Consider the following 17,494-nt stretch of genomic DNA (forward strand, 5'->3'; position numbering starts at 1 on the left):
GTCACCGACCCGTCCACCGGGGTGGGCGTTTGGTCATGAAGGCGGTGATGCCCTCGATGGTGTCCTGACTGACCAACAGGCTGTCGAGTGCACCGAAGGTCTCCTCGATGGCGTCGATCTCGTCCGGGATGGCGTCCGCGGCGTCCATCGCGCGCAGCGACTCTCGTACCGAGGTCGGCGAACACGCGAGGATCTCCTGCGCCACGGTGCGGGCCAGCGTCATCACCTCTCCGGACGGCGCGATCCTGCTCACCAGACCGGCGGAGAGCGCCTCGGCAGCGTCGAGGCGTCGGCCGGTCAGGATCATGTCCCGGGCCACCGCGCCGCCGACCGCTGCGGGTAGACGGACGAGACCGCCCGCGACGGCGGCCAGTCCCACCCTGGCCTCCGGCAGTCCGAAACTCGCACCTTCGTCGGCGACGACGATGTGACAGGCCAGCGCTATCTCGCAGCCACCGCCCAACGCGTACCCGTTGACCGCCGCGATGACGGGCTTGGGCAGGTGGCGTCGTGAGGTGAGCCCGGCGAATCCGTTCTTGGGCACCTCGAGACCGGCGCCGCCCGTCTGGGCGAGATCGTTGCCGGCCGAGAACGCCTGGTCGCCTGCGCCGGTGAGGATCGCGACCCACAGCTCCGGGTCCGCGAAGTACGCGTCGAAGATGGCGTCGAGCTCCTCGTTTGCCGCCGGGTGCAGCGCGTTTCGTGCGTCCGGTCGGTTGATCGTCACCTCCAGCAGGTGGCCGTCCCGGCGCATGGCGACATGGTCGTAGTGGTCCCGGAACGCGGGAATCGCCGGCGGGTGCCGGCGCAGCATGGATGCGCGACTCACATGGGCGCGGTTGCCGCGTGCCGAGGAACGGACGTAGATGGCCGTGCCGATGGGGTCCTCGCTCGCGAGCAGGTCGAACATCTCGTCGTCGTCGTGCTCGACGTTCGCCACGAACCGGCTGCCGTCGGCGAGGCGGCCGAGCACGATGCCCTTGCGGCTCCCGTCCTTTCCGGGAACCACCGTGTAGGTCTCGAGGGTTGCGGGTCCGTCGGCGTGATCGCGCGGTCGCACGGTCGGTGCGGCGTCGAGGGTCTCCTGAACGCCGGCCGAGTCGCCGGGATGCCAGTCGACGGGACGCGCGCTGTAGACGCCCACCGACGTCTTGCTGATGATCCCGCCGTTGGCGACGACGAGCGCATAGGACTCCGGGGACGTCCGTGCCCGGTCCACGGCCTCGGCGATCGCGTGCATGGAGTAGTTGTTGCCCGGTCCGCCGAAGAACGGGAGTCCGCCGGTCAGTGTGAGTCCGCGCGGGTCGTCGGGCCTCAGCCCGAGTGGATCGATGACGTTCGACACCGCTACCGGGAAACAGCTGTAGATGTCCAGATACGCCACGTCGTCGAGCCCGATCTCGGCGACGTCGAGGGCATGGGAGACGGCGGCGGCGGCCGCCGGTCCGGTCGAGAGGTCGGGCCGGCGCATCAGGGTCTGCTCGCGGGTGTCGGCGTGACCGTGCAGGAACACCCAGCGCGCCGGGTCGATGCCGAGCTCGCGGGCCAGTCGCACCGACATGAGTACCACTGCCGCCGCCTGATTGACCTGATCGCGAGCGACGATGAGGCGGGTGTACGGGTCGGCCACCACACGGTTGTCGGCGTCGACGGTGACGAGTTCGTCGACGGTTCGCGCGGTCGGCGCGGCGGCATGCGGATTCTGCGCCGCGACCCGCGACATCGGGGCGAAGAGCTCGCCCATCGACCGCGCATGGTCCTTGCGCGAGAGGCCGATCCGATGGCGCCGGGCGTTCTCCAGGATCGCGTACTGGGGGAGCGGCGCGATGAGTCCGTGACGTGCTTCCTGGTGCGACGTCAGGCCGGCGATGGCGAACCCACGATCCTCGAGCTGACCGCCGATCTGCTCGGTGTGATCCGGGCGGTCGGCCTCGTCGACCGACGAGACGACGTGGCGCACGGTCGACATCACCTCGGCGCCGAACAGGACGGTCGCCGTCGAGTCGCCGGCGCGGATTCCGGCGGCGAACTCGGTCAGGAGGCTCTGCGGACTATGGCCCCCGGTGACCCCGAGAACGGCGCGCCGGGGGTCCATGCCGACGCGCTTGCCGATCGCTCGCGGCATGTTGTCGGGACGGCCGAGCGGTGACGTCGAGAGCGGGCTCGATTCCTCGAACGTCCGCACGCCGACCACCGTGTCGATCTCGGCGGCGACCGTCGGGGCCGCGACGCCACTGTCGGCCAGGGCGGCGTGCACTGCTCGCGCCGCCAGATCGGCCTCGCAGAGGCCCGCGTAGTCGGCATCGGACAGCCGCTCGGAGGACTGGCCGACACCGACGATGACCGGCGTGTTCGGGTCGAGTTCGGACAGCTGGGCGGATCGCGGCATCGGATGACCTTCCGGGGACGACGTTCGGAGGACGCACCATCTGACCACTGGCCGATGGCATCGTGCTGGATCCCATTAATGCACCCGGTGCCGCCGTGCATCGCACGGACCCCCGAACATGTTCCACCCGATGACATGCGGAAGATTACCGAGTAACGTTGATTACAAGTAATCAGGCGTTGCGGCGCCGTGGAAAGGAATCGAAATGACCGACACCGATACCTCTGTCGCCGGATGGCTCACCGGTCGCCTGCCCGACGACCTGTTCGTCGGCGCGCCTGACGTCCAGGTCGACCGCGAGGAGATCACGATCATCGGCACCATCGCCCCGCCGGAGGTCGACGCGGACGCGGATGACGCAGCGGTCCGAGAGGCCGAGGCCGGCCGGATCGCGCGCTTCCGCGAGACGACGCGCGACCAGCGGATCGAGGTGGCCCGCGAGGCCGAACATCGATTCGAACGCAAGGTGGCGTGGGGTGTGCGGTGCGGTGAGTCGTCCCAACTGTTCACCCATCTCGCGGTCCCGGTGATGACCCGGCTGCGTCAGCCGCAACGGCAGGTGCTCGACACCCTCGTCGCCGCCGGCGTCGCGCGCAGTCGGGCGGATGCCCTGTCGTGGTGTGTGAAACTCGTCGGCCGGCACACGGATTCATGGCTGGGCGAGCTGCGGGACGCGATGAGCAAGGTCGATGAGGTCCGCGACGCCGGGCCGACGGTGAACTGAGTCGGCGGTGAATTGAGCCGGCGGTGAACTGAGTCGGCGGGGGGTTTCGGTCACCGGGGTTGCAAGGGTTCTGCCGCCGAGGGCGGGCGACGACACTGTCTTCGCCGACCTGCACCGAGGCTGGTCCTGCACGACAGAAAGGTTCCCGCCGTGACCGTCACGACCGACCGGAGCTCTTACACCGACGCCGAACTCGATGAGGTGTTCGCGCCGATATTCGCACGAATCGCCGAGGGCGCCGTCGCGCGCGAAGTGGACCGCGCACTCGCCTACGACGAGGTGGCGTGGCTGAAGGAGGCGAGGTTCGGCGCGCTGCGGGTGCCGGTGGCGCTCGGCGGTTACGGCGCGTCGGTGCGCCAGCTCTTCCGGCTCCTGATCGACCTGGCGGCGGCCGAATCGAATCTGCCGCAGGCGTTGCGGGTGCACTGGTCGTTCGTGGAGGACCAGTTGCTCGCCGACGACGGGGAGGCACGTGACACGTGGCTGCGTGCGGTCGCGGCCGGCACTCTCGTCGGGAACGCGATCACCGAACCGGGCGCGGGAGCGATCGACCGCTACCAGACCCGCCTCACCCCCGACGGTGACGGCTGGGTGCTCGACGGGACGAAGTACTACAGCACGGGCAGCCTCTACTCGGATCACATCCTCGTCGCGGCCGATCAGGACGGTGAGCGCGTCTCGGTGCTGGTCGACGCGGATGCACCGGGCGTCACCCAGCACGACGACTGGGATGGCTTCGGTCAGCGGCTGACCGCCAGTGGCACAACGGATTTCAACGGCGTGACGGTGTCAGGGGACCGGATTCTCGGGCCGGGTTACGGCGGCGCGGGACGCACGTACGCCACCGCCTACCTACAGCTGGTACAGCTGTCGGTGCTGGCCGGCATCGCCCGGCGCGCCTTGGACGACACGACCGCGTGGGTCCGTGACCGCACCCGGACCTACACCCACTCGCCCGCGGATCTGCCCCGGCACGATCCGTTGGTGCAGCAGGTGATCGGCCGGTTGTCGTCGGCGGCCTACACGGCCAGGACGCTGGTGCTCGACATCGCCGCCGAACTCGACGAACTGCTGGACGCGGGCGGTCAGGACGACGTCCTGCTCGACCGGGTCGAGTTCGACGTCGCCCGGGCGCAGCAGGCGGTCATCACCACCGTGCTCGACGCCACGACCCAACTCTTCGAGACCGGCGGTGCGTCGATCACCGCGGAGTCGCTGCGGCTCGACCGCCACTGGCGCAATGCCCGGGTCATCTCCGTGCACAACCCGTTGATCTACAAGTTGCAGGCCATCGGCGACCATGTGCTGAACGGTGCGGACCTGCCGTATGCGTGGAGCGCCGGGCAGAAACCGTCCACCTAGACCAACCACTCCCGCGTGTAGACGTCCTGCCACCGCACGGTGATGTTGCGCCGTGCGGTGGTCGTCGTCCGCGGACCCAGGGCCGACACCAGCACATCGTCGACGACGTCGCGGACCTCCTCGGAGTCGGCCATCAGGTCGTCGCGGTACTCCGCGATCAGGCCGATCCGGACGGCGGTGACGGTGTCACCGTTGCCGTCGATCGCCACGAACACGACCAGCCTGCCCAACAGTGCGCGTACGCGAATGGACAAGAGCTGCTTGATGATCCGGTCGCTCACCAAGACGCCCGGGCTGTCGGTGACCAGGGTCCGGGCGGGACGGCGGACGCGGCCCAGGTTGGCCGAGATGGCGTCGATCAGGCGCGCGACGTCACCGGCCGGCTCGTCGAGCCGACGACCCGCCTCCACCAGCCACGCGTCCGTCTCGTCGGAGTGCTCGTCGTCGATGTAGATGTCGTTCACGGTCGCGCTCCTCTCGGGTCCTGGTGGGTCGGTGTGTCGCGGTCCGGTCTGTCGCGGGCGGTCGTCGGGGGCGCACCCGGCCTCCACGGGGCCAGACGCACCGACAGGTACTTCCTGCTCCGCTGCAGATGCCCACGGACCGATCCCGTGCTGATCTGCAACACCCGTGAGATCTCCTCGGTGGAGAGCCCTTCGGTCTCGCGCAGCCACCAGGTGGCCCGCGACGTGGTCGGCAGATTACGCAGCTCGGCACGCAGCGCGTCGACCAACGAGGCGTGCTCGGCTTGATCGGCGGGCAGCGGCTGGGGGTCGGCGAGGTCGGCGAATCGTTCCTCATCGGTCGGGATCTCGCGATGCCTGCGGTGATGATCGACTGTCTTGCGGTGCGCGATGGAGAACATCCAGGTCCGGAACGAGCTTCGGAACCCGAAGTCGGGCAGCCCTTTCCATGCGTGTAGGAGCGTGTCCTGGGCGAGATCCTCGGCGGCGAGCGGGTCGCTGATCATCCGGCGCAGGTACCGCAGCAGACCGGGGGAGACCCGGGCCACGAGCACCCCGAACGCCTCGCGGTCGCCGACCGCGGCCGCTGCGGCCAGTTCGTCGTCCGACATCGATGTCAGCGACAACGTCGGGGTTCCCGGCCCCGGCCGGCCCCGGGCAGCAGCACCCGCGCCGTTCCCGCCGCCCGCCGTCGAAGCGTCGATGTGATCGGCATCACCTGAATTGCTGCGTGCACTTTCCGTGTCCACTGCGACTGACTCTATACAGGGGTTGCAAGGACCCGTTCAGGAGAACGAAGGAGTTCGCATGTCGGATACGACCAATCGTCCGCAGATGGCCACCGCCGATTCGGGCGCCGTCGGCGTGTCCGCGCCGACGCCCGGTACCGGCCTGGCCCTGGCCAAGAACGATTCCGCACTGGTCGGTGACCGCGGCCGGACCTCGATATCGGACACGGTGGTCGCGAAGATCGCCGGCATCGCCACCCGGGAGATAGACGGTGTGCACGACGTCGGGGGCGCGACCGAACGCGTCGTCGGCAAGGTTCGCGACGTCCTGCCGGGCACCACCACGAGCACCACCCAGGGCATCGGGGTCGAGGTCGGCGAACGGCAGGCCGCCGTCGACGTGTCCATCGTGGCCGACTACGGGGTCGCGATCCACCAACTGGCCGCCGCGATCCGCCGCAACGTCATCGCCGCCATCGAGCAGATGACGGGTCTCGAGGTCACCGAGGTCAACGTCACGGTGCACGACATCCACTTCGGGGATGACGACGACACCGCCGACGAGGCACCGCGCGTGCAGTGATGACCGAACCGAGCACCTCAGCATCGGCGGGCGAGGTCGCCGACGCGGTGACCGCGATCCCCGGCGTCACCGGCCTGTACGGCGGTGTCTTCGGCGAGATCGCCACCTATCTGCCGGGCGGCCGGGTCAGCGGGGTGGTGCTGTCCGACGACTCGGCGCACATCCACATCGTGGTCGACCTCGGTCACGATCTGCGCGCGGTGGCCGCCGAGACCCGCGAGGTCACCGAGCGACTCACCGGGACCCCGGCGGTCGTCACCGTCGAGGACATCAGCGCCGACGGTGACCTCGCCGCACCCCTACCCGCCGACCCGGTGCTCACCGAGCCCGGTACCCCCGAGAATCGAGGATGACGTCATGGCCAACAACGCGATGATCGGACTGTTCGCCGGCCTGCTTCTGGCACTCGCCGCGATCACCGGAGGTTTCGGCGGCTTCGTGTTCGCCGTGGTCCTCGGCGCGATCGGGCTCGCGCTCGGATTGCAGCGCGACGGTGTGATCGACCTGGGCGCGCTGCTGCGGAGCCGCAACCGTGGCTGAGTCCGCCCTGGACACCCGCGGGGTGCTGACGATCGACGATCGGGTCGGCGAGAAGATCGCCGTCCGGGCGGCGCTGGGCGTCGACGGTGTCGTGCGGCACCAGACGTCGCTCGGCTCCCTGCTGTCCGGTTCCACGCCGGGTCGCGCGCTGGCCGGCGGTGATCACCCGCGGGCCACCGTCGACATGTCGGGGGCCGCCCCGTGGGTGCGGATCGCGATCGCGGTGCGCTGGCCATGCCCGCTCACCGAGGTCTGCTGGCAGGTCCGGTTCGCGGTGGCACGGGATATATTGCGACTGACCGGAATTCGGCCGTCGCGGGTGGACGTCACGGTGGCCGCGGTGCTGTCGGCCGCCGACCTCGCCGACCGCACCGGCGAACAGCGACCCGGATTCGTCGAATTGCCGCCGGCGTCGTCGATCCCGGCGGCCGACGATCGGGAGGAGTTGGCATGAGCGAGACGACCGATCACGTGAAGACCGCGGTCGCCAAGACGGCCGACACCGATGATGAGAAGGTCTTCACCCCTGCCGCCAATCCCGCGGCCGCGATGGTCGGCACACTGCTCGGCCTGGTGATGCTCGGCCTCGTCGTCGTGGTGATCCGGGATCTGCTGATCCGGATCGGCTGGGTGTCGGGCTCCGAGTGGCTGCACGCGGCCGCCGACTGGGTCGCGGGGATCCGGTGGTGGAACTGGATGTGGGCGTTGGCGATCGGGCTCGTCCTGGTCGGTGTGGCGATGATCTGGCTCGCGGTGCGACCACGTCGGCGCACCCACCTGAGTCTGAGCGGGTACGAGGTGATGTGGACACGCCGCGGAGACCTGGCCCGCCGATGCAGCGCCGCGGTGTCGACGATGCCCGGCGTGGATCATGCGTCGACCGTGGTCGGCCGGCGCAAGGTGACCGTCACCGTCACCGCGCATGACGCGGTGGACGGCGACGAGATCGATCGGGTCGTCGGCGCCGTGTTGTCGGCTGTGGCCGAACCGTTTCGTGCCACGGTGAAGCTGTCCAGCCGGCGCGGAGGTGATCGCCGATGAACCGCGGACCCGCAGCGTGGCATCGGCTGACCGTCGGGTTGTTCGGGCTGATCTTCGTCGTGGTGGGGGTGGGCGCGCTGCTGTGGCGCGCCGACGTCGCGCCGGTGCGGGACATGATCGACCGAATCGATCAGGGAGCGGCGGCCCGCCTTGCCGAGACCGGTTGGTGGCCGGCGGTGCTGGTCGCGGTGGCCGTGATCGCGCTGCTGTGGGCGTGGCGTCTGATCGCCGCGACGATCCGGCCGGGCAAGGTCGAGGATCTGGTGCTCGACGGCAGCGATCAAAGTGGAACCCTCACCGTGGCACCCAAACTGATCGCCGCCGCGGTCGGCCAGGACCTGTCCGCCGACCCCACGATCGATCGTGTCGCGGCACAGGCGACCGATGATCGCGGACGCAAGATCATCCGGCTGACGGTGACCGCGGATCCGGCGCACAGCTATGCGGAGATCGCCTCGATCGTCGGTGACGCGGTCGAGGACATCCGGGATGCCGTCGACGGCTCAGGGATTCATGTCCAGGCGATGGTCCACCTGGAGCGGCAACGATCATGATCTCGTGACCCGTCTCGAGGCCGCCGACGCCACCTCGTACTGGCTGTCCGATGCCATACCCAACGACGAGTTCCTGCTGTATTGCTTTGCTGCCGGGGAGAACTCGATCGACGAACTGGCCGACGAGGTGCGCCGTCGGGCGGGCGCCGTCGCCGATCTGGGCCTTCGTGTCCTCGACGTACCGGGCGCGCTCGACTGGCCCCGGTGGGTGTCGCGGACCGTCGTCGAGACCGATGTCGTCGTACATCAGGCCGAGACGTGGGAGGGGTGTCTCGGGCTGGTGGCGTCACTCATGGGCGATCAGTTGGTGGCCTCCCGCGCCCCGTGGCGAGTCCACCTCGTCGGACCGGTCGCCGACACACCGCGGGGGCCCGGGATCGTCGTGGTGTTGCAGATGGTCCACGCTCTCGGTGACGGGCGACGCGGTTCGGCGATCGCGCGGCAACTGTTCGGTGCCGCCGACTCGCCCGCGATCCACGGCGACCGGATGCCGGTGGAGATCGTCGGGCCGGTGGCCGCAGCATGGGGCCTCGTGACCCTGCCGGTTCGGATAGGCCGGATGTGGTGGCTCGGCGCACGCGCCTTTCGCGCCGTCCGCGACCGGGACGCCACGTCCGGCGCGCTCCCGACGTCGGGAGCCGGATTCCCGCCGACCGTGCTCAATCGTCCGCCGGGCGCGCAGCGCTGCCTGCGGGTGATCGTCGTCGATCGCAGCGCGCTTCCGGCCGGGTACACCGTGACCGTCGGTGCGCTGACCGCGATCTCGGTCGCACTCGGCGCCTACCTGGGGGAGGGCGCCCGCCCGCTCGGCATCGAGCTGACCGTCGGGCGTGACCGGCCGTCCCGCGCCCGCAACAACTTTCGCAACGCCGGAATCGATCTGCATCTCGAGATCAACGACCTGGGTGAGCGTGCGAGCGCCATCGCCGGTGAGATCGCCGGTGCCCGTGCCGCGGATGCCGATCCCGCGGCCATCGCGGAGCGACATGCGTCCGCTGCCGCTCCACCGATGCTGACCCGATGGGGGACAAGACTTTTCGATCCGAACCGGACCCCCGATCGGATGACCGGGGTGAGTGTGGTGTCGTCGGTCTACCGGGGCCCCGCCGACCTGACGTTCGGCACCGGTCCGGTGCTGTTCACCGCCGGGTTCCCGGCGCTCTCGCCCGCGCAGGGCCTGACCCACGGCGTGCACGGAATCGGCGGCACCGTCGCGATCTCGGTGACCACGAGCCACCTGGTGATGCCCGACCCGGACCGCTACCTCGGGCTGCTCGACGACGCTCTCGGGCGTGTCCGCGGGATCGGCCGGTGTCAGGACTCGCCGGGTTCGGCCGCACCGCCGGATCGCGGATAGCCGTTGCGTTCGGAACCGTCGGTGATCGCCTGGGCGCCCGAGGACGACGAACCGCCTTTCGGGCCGCGGGTGAGTCGTTTCGGCAGTCGCTCGGCGAGACCACCGAGCGGCGCGACGGTCTGGTTGAGGAGTTCGACGGTCTCGGCGAGTTCGTGCACGGTGTCCTGCATGGCGAGCAGATTCGGCGCGAGCTGGCCGATCACCTCGGTGAGTTCGGTGATCCGATCCAGCGGGCCGTCCGGGGCGATGGCGCGTTCGACCGCACCGTTCTCGCCGACGAGCTGATCGAGCAGCCCGCCGTCCTCGGCCATGCGGTCGAGGACGCCACCGGTTGCCGTCACCTTCTCGAGCACACCGTCCGGGGAGGTCAGCTTGTCGACGATGCCGCCTTCCGAGGTCAGCCGCTCCAGGATGCCCTCGTTCTCGGTGAACTGGTCGACCACCCCGCCGGGACGGGTCAACCGGTCGAGCGGACCGTTCTGCGCGGTGAGGCGGACGAGGATGCCGCCCTCCTCGGTCATCTGATCAAGCAGGCCGCCGGTGGCGGTGAGTTTCTCCAGCAGGCCGTCGGGCGCGGTGAGGCGGTCGACGACGCCGTCCGGGTTGAGCAGACGTTCCAGTGGGCCGCCGGCGGCCAGGATGCGGCCGAACGGCCGGTCCGGACCGAGGAGTTCGGCCAACTGGTTGAGCAGGGCGATCGGCGTGCGGGCGCCGCCGAGTTCGTCTCCGGAGAGGCCCAGGGCGCTGTTGACCTCGTGCTGAACGCTGTTCGCCGTCAATCGGGCGATGGTGACCGCCGACTCGGCAGCGGTCAGCACCACGCCGGTGACCGCGAAGCCCAGGCGGAACGGCAGTTCGACGACGCTGCGTGCATCGACGTTGTTCGAGTCCATGAACTTGACATTAGGCGATGTCAGGGTCGGGTGGGAGGGCAGATGTGATTGTCGGGTGGGAGGGCAGATGTGATTGTCGGGTGGGAGGGCAGCCGGCAGTTGCCGGGAGGTCAGGCCTTGGGCGCCGATTTCTGGGCGGCCTTTGCGGCCTTCTTGAAATCCCGGACCTTCTGCAGCGATTCCGGGTCGATGACGTCGGCGACCGACCGGTACCCGACCTTGCCGTAGTCGCCCACGACCTTCGTCCAGCCGGCCGGCTTGACGCCGAGCTGTTTGGCCAGCAGCGCCGTGAAGATCTTGGCCTTCTGATCACCGAATCCGGGTAGCGCCCGCAGTCGGGCGAACAGGTCGGCCCCGGTCGTCGCCCCGGTCCAGATCCGCGCGGTGTCACCGTCGTACTCGTCGACGACGACCTGCGCGAGAGCCTGCACCCGGCCCGCCATCGACCGGCCGTACCGGTGGATGGCGGGCGGTGTGGCACACAGGTCGGCGAAGGCGTCGGGTTCGGCGGCCGCGATCGCGCCGGGATCCATGCTGCCGAACCGGTCTCGGATCTTCGCGGGTCCGGCGAACGCGCGCTCCATGGGGAACTGCTGATCCAGCAACATCCCGGTCAGCAAGGCGAACGGATCGCTCGAGAGCAGTGCGTCGGCGGCCGGTTCCTGGGCAATCTGAAGATTCGGCATGGGGTCATCTTAGTTAGCCCTAGACTCGGCCCATGGGGATCCGTCGGAGGGGACATTTTTCGCGCGCTCGGAACGTCGGCGCCTGGATCGCCGCGCTGACGCTGAGCGTGGGTGCGATGACGGTCGGGGTGGGCACCGCCTCGGCGATCCCCGAGTACACCGAACCGAATCTGGTGACCACGCTGCGTTGCGACAGTCCCAATCCCTTGCCGGGCCCGCGCATCCCGATCCACGTCGACGTGTTCAACCAGATCCCGTTCCCCGCGGACGGATTGCCCGGACCCGCGATCTCGCTGATCGGCTCGCACCGCGCCCAACCTGCGCCGCTGCTGGACTACACCGTCGAGACGCGGGTGACGTGGCGCAATCTGTCGACGGGTCGTACCGGATCGGTGACCGTGCCGACCCGCGCCCGCATGGTGACCTGGCAGGTCGATCTGCATCCGGGGCGCGGACCGGTCGCATTCACGATTCGGCAGAAGATCGGGCTGATGGCATTCACGCCGATGGTGAATGCCCAGTATTCGAGTTGCTCGGGCCGCGCATCGGCCTGAACCCGGGACGACTCGGGTCCCGTGGCGGATTTCGGTGTCGGATTCGATACCAAATCAGTGCGTGGAAATCCCACGGAACAACGTGATTCGGCTAGTAGCCTGACAAAGGGTCGGCTGTCCACGCCGGCCACGCCCACCGGTTGAGCCGGCGGACCCGAGGGACAGGACCGGACCGCATGTCGCAAGCGCACAATCAGGAGATCGCGGAGCAGCACACCGCGAAAGTCATCGGTGTCACCATCGCCGCCGCGGTCGGCGGCTTCCTCTTCGGTTTCGACAGTTCGGTCGTCAACGGCGCGGTCGACTCGATTCAGGACACCTTCGGACTCGCCGAACTGTTCACCGGATTCGCCGTCGCCATCGCACTTCTGGGGTGTGCACTCGGTGCCTGGTTCGCCGGCCGCCTGGCCGACGTCTGGGGCCGCAAGCGCGTGATGCTGCTCGGCTCGGCCCTGTTCATCATCTCGGCGATCGGCACGGCCTACACGCAGACGGTGTGGGACCTACTGCTCTGGCGTGTGCTGGGCGGCATCGGCATCGGTATCGCCTCGGTGATCGCCCCGGCCTATATCTCGGAGATCGCGCCGGCCCGCTATCGCGGAGCGCTCGCGTCGATGCAGCAGCTGGCGATCACCCTCGGTATCTTCGCGGCCCTGCTGTCGGACACGTTGTTGCAGAACACCGCCGGTGGTCCTGAGCAAGATCTGTGGTGGGGCCTCGAGGCGTGGCGGTGGATGTTCCTGGTCGGTGTGGTGCCCGCCGTGGTCTATGGTCTCCTCGCCCTGATGATCCCGGAGTCGCCCCGCTATCTGGTGGGCCGCAACCGTGACGAAGAGGCTGCACGAATCCTGCAGGAGGTCACCGGCGAGGCCAATCCGCTCGAGCGGGTCAAGGAGATCAAACTCACCGTCAAGCGCGAGGCACGGACGACGCTGAAAGACATCCGCGGGCCATCGTTCGGTCTGCATCCGCTCGTGTGGGTCGGCATCTGGATCGCGATCTTCCAGCAGTTCGTCGGCATCAACGCGATCTTCTACTACTCGACCACGCTCTGGAAGTCCGTCGGCTTCAGCACGGACCAGGCTTTCACGACATCGGTGATCACCTCCGCCATCAATGTCGGCATGACGTTCGTGGCGATCCTGTTCGTCGATCGACTCGGCCGGAGGAACTTGCTGCTCGTCGGTTCGGTCGGCATGTTCATCGGCCTCGTGATGGCGTGTATCGCGTTCACCCAGGCGTCATACAAGCAGACGGGGATGGTAGGTGACGTCGCCTGCACGCCCGGTAACACGAGCAAGGATTGCCTCACTCTGGCCGGGAACTGGGGCGTGGTCGCACTGATCGGCGCGAACCTTTTCGTCGTCGCGTTCGCCGCCACGTGGGGGCCGGTGATGTGGGTGATGCTCGGCGAGATGTTCCCCAACCGCATCCGGGGTGTTGCACTCGGTGTCTGTACCGCAGCCAACTGGCTCGCGAATTTCACCATCTCGATGCTCTTCCCGGAGCTGAGCTCGCGGCTGGGGCTCGGCTGGGTCTATGGGTTCTTCGCCTTCTGTGCCGCAGCCTCGTTCTTCTACGTCCGGGCCAAGGTCCAGGAGACCAAGGGGATGGAACTCGAGGAGATGGACGGTGTGGCCGAATCGCGATTGACGCAGTTCGAGGCGATGCGTTCGGCGAAGGAAAGCAAGTAGCCCCGTCGCGTCAGGGCACTCACTCGTCGTCGGCGAGGCCGGTCATCAGCAGCCACTGGGCCGCGAAATAGCTTGCGAGGACCCATGCCTCGGCCACGGCGGCGAGTCGGTCGTCGCGGATCAGGTGGCGCCGGTTGATGATCGTGAGATCCGACGCGAGGAAGAGCAATCCGCCGGCGCGCATCTGCGGCTGCGGCCGGGCCACCGACGCCGCCGTCGCGGACATCAGTGCGAGGGTGTTGCCATAGGCCCCGAGTACCGGGAGCAGGCGGGGCCGCCGCACGGCCATCACCGTCGCGGATTCGGCGAGGACCGCGGTCCGCACCAGCATGCCGGCGGGGCGCGGCCGAGCTCCGCGCCGGACCATCGCACCGGTCAGGCAGAGTTGTGCGCCGGCGAACAGCGCGGCGCCGATCTGTAGGCGGCGGTCCTTCTGCGCCCCGTCGACCTCGGTGAACTCCTCGAGCAGCATCGCCCGATCGCCGGCCATGGAGAAGGCGACCGCGCCGGCCAGCAAGGCGTTGTCCAGCGGCCGACGCCGGCGCAGGCCGCGCACCATGTGCACGCCGAGAATCGCCAGTGGCACCGGCTTGGTCAGCGCTGCGGCGCGGCGGTCGTGCACCGCTCCGGCCACCGTGGCCGCGGCGGCCGCGGCCACGTAGGCGACAACCGTCACCGATTCGCCAGGCGGGACACGAACCACCGGATGTCGTTGTCGGACAAGGCCTCGAACTGCTGCTGGTTCACCGCGAGATACGTCCTCGCGGTGACACGACGATCCGCGGTGCGGGCATCGTTGAGGTAGCGCAGGGAGAGGGGCACGATCACATTCTGGTCGAACAGGCTCTGCGCCATCATCACCGGGCGGGTGAAGCCCTTGATCGGGACCATGTGGCTGCGGGTCACCGCATCCATGAGTTCACGGTTCTCCGACAACGGTTTGCGGAACAGTGTGCCCAGGTTCGTCCCGGCGACGTCGCGGGTCAGGTCGTCGGCGCACAGTCGGGTCGCCCGGTCGAGCCAGTCGAATCCGGCGTCGGTGAGATACGGGTCGAGGGTGACGGTGGGGCGCGCGTTACGGATGGCGCTGAGCGTGAACAGGACGTCGGCGGAGACACCGGCGGGCATGGTCCCGCTCGACGGGCCGAGACCGCCGATGAGCGTGTCGAATTCGACCGGCACCGAGGACACGGCCGAACCCCGGTAGTCCAGGGTCGGTCCCTGCGCCCGGGTCGCCAGTCGGGCGAGTTCGATGGCGGCGGTGGCGCCCTGGCCCTCGCCGACCACCACCCAGCGGCGGGCGAGGCCGTTCGCGACGTCGCGACTGGCGCGTACGGCGTCGATGATGTTCCGTGCGGTGGTTTCGGTGTCGAAGTACTCCGGTGTCCCCTGGGTGCCCAGGCCTGCGTAGTCCGGGGTCACCACGGCGTAGCCGCGGTCGAGCCATCGTGCGGCCTCGTCGCGGTCGCCGGTGGTCGGCCGCGCGGACGGCGCGCAGCGGTCCGCGATGCCGCGACTTCCGTGTGCCCACACGACGATGGGCCAGCCGCCGGCGGGCGCCCGGCCGACGGGTACCTGGACGGCGCCGGTCGACAGGCGTGCGACGCGGTCGGCGCCGGTGGTCCAGTAGGTGAACGCGTCACCGGCCCCGGCGTGCGCGGCCAGACGGTTCTTGGGCAGATCGCGGTTGGCGAACACGGTGCCGGCAGTCGACCCGGCGGGCGGCTGGGGAGTCGTCGCGGGCGCCGCGTGGGCGACCGTACCGACACCGCCGACGAGGAGCAGGGACGCGGCGAGCGGTAGCGCCGATCGGAGGACCGATCGGTGCGGGAGGCGTCTGTGGGACGTTCGGGTGGACATCGCTATGAGGTTTTCGTTTCCGGTCTCGGGTTGTGGGTGGTTGGGCGGTCAGGCGTCGACGATGCCGATGGCGGGTAGGAAGTAGCAGGTGCGGGCCCCGTTCTGGGCGGTGCCGTAGACCGCGGAGAGGATGGTGCCGTTGCCGGTCTTGACCGGTGCCAGGCGGACACCGGAGAGCATCGGCAGCGCCTTGAGGATCGGCGTGTTCGCGACCGGTTTGAGGTCGGCGAAGCCACCCTGCAGCGTGGCGACGTTGAACCATGCGACCTGCATCTGGCCGTTCGCTCCGCCGCCGGTGGTGGCCGGAACGAACGCGTACGCGGTCTGGCCGTCGTCCACCAGGTTCAGCTTGGGCATCTGGATGCCGAGCAGTTGCTGCAGGGGTGCCAGCGGTTCGGATGCCAGCGGCCACGGGCCGGCGACCGCGCCGGCGCCTGCGGTGACCAGACCCAATGGGTTGTCGGCCGTGGGATCGGTGCAGAACGGTGCGACCGACGGGGTGAGCGGCTGGATGCCGAGGGTGCGCAGGATTGCCAGTGGATCGGTGGTAGCGACGGGCACGGCCGCGCCGTGGCCATCGGCCGGGGCGGTACCGGCCCGGGCCGCGACCTGTTCGCTGGACAGCTGCCCGACGCTCGTCATGATCGCCTGAGCGGCCTCGAGGGCCATCCGATCCACCCCGGCGTCCTTGAGCATGCGCACCGCGGCCGCGAGTTCGCTGTCGAAGGGGATGGCGGGCAGGGTGAGGGTGTTGTCCCCGACGAGTGGGGCGGCCTGGGTGACAGCGGGGACGCCGAGCGCCGCGGTGGCCGCGACGGCCACCCCGGCGACGCCGGCGCGCAGACGATACGACAGACGGGGTGCGCGTGCGGGTTGCGACGTGGCGGCCATGGTGTCTCCTTCATCGACCGGGACACCCGCACAGCCGGATGTCGGCGGTGGTGCGGGTGTGACAGATGTTGCTCAAGTTAAAAGAGAGCACGATCGGTGGGTCGAGTTCAAGTCGCGAGTCCGAGCTGTGACATCGCCGCGACCGGTAGGCAACAGAGACCTGGCCCGGCTGGGTTCGCGCAGGTCACGCGGCAGTGGTGGAGCTCACACCGTCGACCGCCCGCCGATACGACAAGCCCCCGGTCCGAATCGGACCGGGGGCTTGTCGGAGACGAAATGCTGCGTCGTCAGACGATGGCGATGCCGATCGTCGGCACGATGCCGCAGGTGTTGATCCGGTTCTTGTTCTTGGTGGTGACATCGCCGTAGATGGTCGAGATCACGCGACCCTTGCCGGTTTTCGCGATTCCGGTGAAGGTGCCGGGTCCGTCCTTGATGTTGATCTTGGGGTTGCGCTTGAGTTGGACCTGACCGGACCGGCCGTTGTCGATGTTGAGCCAGGTGACCCACAGCTTGCGATTCGGGTTGTTGATCGCCGGGCCGGTGCCGAGGCTGGTGTAGACATAGCCGGCCTCGCCGCGCTTGGGTCCCGGGGCGGGGGCCTGCTGCGGGCCCGCGGTCAGCAGCGCCCGGCCCAGGGAGTTGCCGCCATTCGGGCTGCCGTTGCCCTCCATGCAGCCGAAGCCGATTGTCGGATAAAGGAATTCCTGGATCTTCGGCGCGCCCGGGCCCTTCGGGATCTCCGGATCACCGGGCTTGCGCTCCGCGACCTGCTGACGCTTCAGCTCCGCCCGGCCGGGCTCGCCGAGGAAGTCGATCACGTCCTGCCAGATCGCCTTCGCCCGCGGCGGTAGACCGGGGGCCGATGCCATGGACTTCGCCTGGTTGATCAGCTGCGGATTGATCTTGCCGTCGGGGCCCTTGGTGGCCACCGCGCCGATGATCGCCGGGGCGAACGCGCCCAGCGAGTCGAGCGTGCGCTGGTCGACCTTCGGCGCCGGGGACTTCGGTGCGGGGGAGGCCTCGGCGACGGCGGGCATCGCCAGCGAGGTCGCGGCGGCGATGCTCATCGCGGCGACGGCTGCGCGCCGCACGGAGGTGGTCGCGGGGCGGTGCATGCGGCGTGAACGCAGGCTCTGGAGTACAGGCAAACGCACTGTTTCCGGTCCAATCG

The 17,494-nt window shown here is 69.1% G+C and carries 20 protein-coding genes; 11 read left to right on the plus strand and 9 right to left on the minus strand.

Annotated elements, in window-relative coordinates; genetic code table 11:
• Position 1: 1 nt before the first annotated feature.
• Positions 2-2,389: an acetyl-CoA acetyltransferase gene (locus D7316_RS26295; RefSeq protein WP_124710876.1), complete on the minus strand. Its 2,388-nt coding sequence runs from the start codon at positions 2,387-2,389 to the stop codon at positions 2-4.
• 205 nt (positions 2,390-2,594) lie between these two features.
• On the opposite strand from D7316_RS26295, the gene D7316_RS26300 reads away from it, so the two are divergent.
• Both D7316_RS26300 and D7316_RS26305 read left to right on the plus strand, forming a co-directional pair.
• Positions 2,595-3,113: a hypothetical protein gene (locus tag D7316_RS26300; RefSeq protein ID WP_124710877.1), complete on the plus strand. Its 519-nt coding sequence runs from the start codon at positions 2,595-2,597 to the stop codon at positions 3,111-3,113.
• A gap of 150 nt (positions 3,114-3,263) precedes the next feature.
• Positions 3,264-4,475, plus strand: coding sequence for an acyl-CoA dehydrogenase family protein (locus D7316_RS26305; protein ID WP_124710878.1), 1,212 nt, complete (start codon positions 3,264-3,266; stop codon positions 4,473-4,475).
• On the opposite strand, the gene D7316_RS26310 is transcribed toward D7316_RS26305, so the two are convergent.
• Together D7316_RS26310 and D7316_RS26315 are read right to left on the minus strand one after the other, a co-directional pair.
• Positions 4,472-4,939: a hypothetical protein gene (locus tag D7316_RS26310; protein WP_124710879.1), complete on the minus strand. Its 468-nt coding sequence runs from the start codon at positions 4,937-4,939 to the stop codon at positions 4,472-4,474. The two genes, D7316_RS26305 and D7316_RS26310, sit on opposite strands and share 4 nt — an antisense overlap.
• Positions 4,936-5,550, minus strand: coding sequence for an RNA polymerase sigma factor (locus D7316_RS26315; RefSeq protein ID WP_124711596.1), 615 nt, complete (start codon positions 5,548-5,550; stop codon positions 4,936-4,938). The genes D7316_RS26310 and D7316_RS26315 overlap by 4 nt, the downstream gene beginning before the upstream one ends.
• 196 nt (positions 5,551-5,746) lie before the next feature.
• Between D7316_RS26315 and D7316_RS26320 the strand changes: the two genes are divergently transcribed.
• The 7 genes from D7316_RS26320 to D7316_RS26350 are packed head-to-tail and all read left to right on the plus strand — an operon-like array spanning position 5,747 to position 9,742.
• Complete coding sequence (locus tag D7316_RS26320; RefSeq protein WP_124710880.1) at positions 5,747-6,250, plus strand: Asp23/Gls24 family envelope stress response protein; 504 nt, start codon at positions 5,747-5,749, stop codon at positions 6,248-6,250.
• Entirely contained in the window at positions 6,250-6,603 is a 354-nt protein-coding gene (locus D7316_RS26325) for an Asp23/Gls24 family envelope stress response protein (protein ID WP_197718305.1), read from the plus strand. Before D7316_RS26320 ends, D7316_RS26325 begins: the two co-directional genes overlap by 1 nt.
• Positions 6,604-6,607: 4 nt before the next feature.
• A complete protein-coding gene (locus D7316_RS26330) occupies positions 6,608-6,790 on the plus strand; it encodes a DUF2273 domain-containing protein (protein WP_124710881.1) in 183 nt (60 codons plus the stop codon).
• Entirely contained in the window at positions 6,783-7,244 is a 462-nt protein-coding gene (locus D7316_RS26335; protein ID WP_124710882.1) for an Asp23/Gls24 family envelope stress response protein, read from the plus strand. Before D7316_RS26330 ends, D7316_RS26335 begins: the two co-directional genes overlap by 8 nt.
• Complete coding sequence (locus tag D7316_RS26340) at positions 7,241-7,831, plus strand: DUF6286 domain-containing protein (protein WP_124710883.1); 591 nt, start codon at positions 7,241-7,243, stop codon at positions 7,829-7,831. The genes D7316_RS26335 and D7316_RS26340 overlap by 4 nt, the downstream gene beginning before the upstream one ends.
• Positions 7,828-8,385 (plus strand): hypothetical protein, encoded by a 558-nt coding sequence (locus D7316_RS26345; protein WP_124710884.1) that lies wholly within the window; start codon positions 7,828-7,830, stop codon positions 8,383-8,385. Before D7316_RS26340 ends, D7316_RS26345 begins: the two co-directional genes overlap by 4 nt.
• Positions 8,386-8,389: 4 nt before the next feature.
• Entirely contained in the window at positions 8,390-9,742 is a 1,353-nt protein-coding gene (locus tag D7316_RS26350; RefSeq protein ID WP_124710885.1) for a wax ester/triacylglycerol synthase domain-containing protein, read from the plus strand.
• Here the strand turns inward: D7316_RS26350 and D7316_RS26355 are convergent.
• Both D7316_RS26355 and D7316_RS26360 read right to left on the minus strand, forming a co-directional pair.
• A complete protein-coding gene (locus D7316_RS26355; RefSeq protein WP_124710886.1) occupies positions 9,700-10,635 on the minus strand; it encodes a hypothetical protein in 936 nt (311 codons plus the stop codon). The genes D7316_RS26350 and D7316_RS26355 overlap by 43 nt on opposite strands.
• A gap of 110 nt (positions 10,636-10,745) precedes the next feature.
• Complete coding sequence (locus D7316_RS26360; RefSeq protein ID WP_124710887.1) at positions 10,746-11,321, minus strand: HhH-GPD-type base excision DNA repair protein; 576 nt, start codon at positions 11,319-11,321, stop codon at positions 10,746-10,748.
• A gap of 116 nt (positions 11,322-11,437) precedes the next feature.
• On the opposite strand from D7316_RS26360, the gene D7316_RS26365 reads away from it, so the two are divergent.
• On the plus strand, positions 11,438-11,875 hold the full coding sequence (locus tag D7316_RS26365; RefSeq protein WP_124711597.1) for a hypothetical protein: 438 nt from the start codon (positions 11,438-11,440) through the stop codon (positions 11,873-11,875).
• A gap of 176 nt (positions 11,876-12,051) precedes the next feature.
• Positions 12,052-13,569 (plus strand): sugar porter family MFS transporter, encoded by a 1,518-nt coding sequence (locus D7316_RS26370; protein WP_124710888.1) that lies wholly within the window; start codon positions 12,052-12,054, stop codon positions 13,567-13,569.
• A gap of 19 nt (positions 13,570-13,588) precedes the next feature.
• On the opposite strand, the gene D7316_RS26375 is transcribed toward D7316_RS26370, so the two are convergent.
• The 4 genes from D7316_RS26375 to D7316_RS26390 form a co-directional block, all read right to left on the minus strand.
• Positions 13,589-14,245: a lysoplasmalogenase family protein gene (locus tag D7316_RS26375; protein WP_124710889.1), complete on the minus strand. Its 657-nt coding sequence runs from the start codon at positions 14,243-14,245 to the stop codon at positions 13,589-13,591.
• Positions 14,242-15,429 (minus strand): alpha/beta hydrolase, encoded by a 1,188-nt coding sequence (locus tag D7316_RS26380; protein WP_124710890.1) that lies wholly within the window; start codon positions 15,427-15,429, stop codon positions 14,242-14,244. Before D7316_RS26380 ends, D7316_RS26375 begins: the two co-directional genes overlap by 4 nt.
• Positions 15,430-15,477: 48 nt before the next feature.
• On the minus strand, positions 15,478-16,320 hold the full coding sequence (locus D7316_RS26385; RefSeq protein ID WP_124710891.1) for a hypothetical protein: 843 nt from the start codon (positions 16,318-16,320) through the stop codon (positions 15,478-15,480).
• A gap of 287 nt (positions 16,321-16,607) precedes the next feature.
• A complete protein-coding gene (locus D7316_RS26390; RefSeq protein WP_124710892.1) occupies positions 16,608-17,438 on the minus strand; it encodes an Rv1157c family protein in 831 nt (276 codons plus the stop codon).
• Positions 17,439-17,494 lie beyond the last annotated feature (56 nt).

Origin of the sequence: Gordonia insulae (genome assembly GCF_003855095.1) — a bacterium.
Taxonomy (GTDB): domain Bacteria; phylum Actinomycetota; class Actinomycetes; order Mycobacteriales; family Mycobacteriaceae; genus Gordonia; species Gordonia insulae.

What these genes read in the sequence shown, in the direction of transcription:
- D7316_RS26295 (WP_124710876.1), bottom strand. Translation starts at nt 2,389, where the DNA reads ATGCCGCGATCCGCCCAGCTGTCCGAACTCGACCCGAACACGCCGGTC.
- D7316_RS26300 (WP_124710877.1), top strand. Translation starts at nt 2,595, where the DNA reads ATGACCGACACCGATACCTCTGTCGCCGGATGGCTCACCGGTCGCCTG.
- D7316_RS26315 (WP_124711596.1), bottom strand. Translation starts at nt 5,550, where the DNA reads ATGTCGGACGACGAACTGGCCGCAGCGGCCGCGGTCGGCGACCGCGAG.
- D7316_RS26320 (WP_124710880.1), top strand. Translation starts at nt 5,747, where the DNA reads ATGTCGGATACGACCAATCGTCCGCAGATGGCCACCGCCGATTCGGGC.
- D7316_RS26325 (WP_197718305.1), top strand. Translation starts at nt 6,250, where the DNA reads ATGACCGAACCGAGCACCTCAGCATCGGCGGGCGAGGTCGCCGACGCG.
- D7316_RS26330 (WP_124710881.1), top strand. Translation starts at nt 6,608, where the DNA reads ATGGCCAACAACGCGATGATCGGACTGTTCGCCGGCCTGCTTCTGGCA.
- D7316_RS26340 (WP_124710883.1), top strand. Translation starts at nt 7,241, where the DNA reads ATGAGCGAGACGACCGATCACGTGAAGACCGCGGTCGCCAAGACGGCC.
- D7316_RS26345 (WP_124710884.1), top strand. Translation starts at nt 7,828, where the DNA reads ATGAACCGCGGACCCGCAGCGTGGCATCGGCTGACCGTCGGGTTGTTC.
- D7316_RS26355 (WP_124710886.1), bottom strand. Translation starts at nt 10,635, where the DNA reads ATGGACTCGAACAACGTCGATGCACGCAGCGTCGTCGAACTGCCGTTC.
- D7316_RS26360 (WP_124710887.1), bottom strand. Translation starts at nt 11,321, where the DNA reads ATGCCGAATCTTCAGATTGCCCAGGAACCGGCCGCCGACGCACTGCTC.
- D7316_RS26365 (WP_124711597.1), top strand. Translation starts at nt 11,438, where the DNA reads ATGACGGTCGGGGTGGGCACCGCCTCGGCGATCCCCGAGTACACCGAA.
- D7316_RS26370 (WP_124710888.1), top strand. Translation starts at nt 12,052, where the DNA reads ATGTCGCAAGCGCACAATCAGGAGATCGCGGAGCAGCACACCGCGAAA.
- D7316_RS26380 (WP_124710890.1), bottom strand. Translation starts at nt 15,429, where the DNA reads ATGTCCACCCGAACGTCCCACAGACGCCTCCCGCACCGATCGGTCCTC.
- D7316_RS26385 (WP_124710891.1), bottom strand. Translation starts at nt 16,320, where the DNA reads ATGGCCGCCACGTCGCAACCCGCACGCGCACCCCGTCTGTCGTATCGT.
- D7316_RS26390 (WP_124710892.1), bottom strand. Translation starts at nt 17,438, where the DNA reads ATGCACCGCCCCGCGACCACCTCCGTGCGGCGCGCAGCCGTCGCCGCG.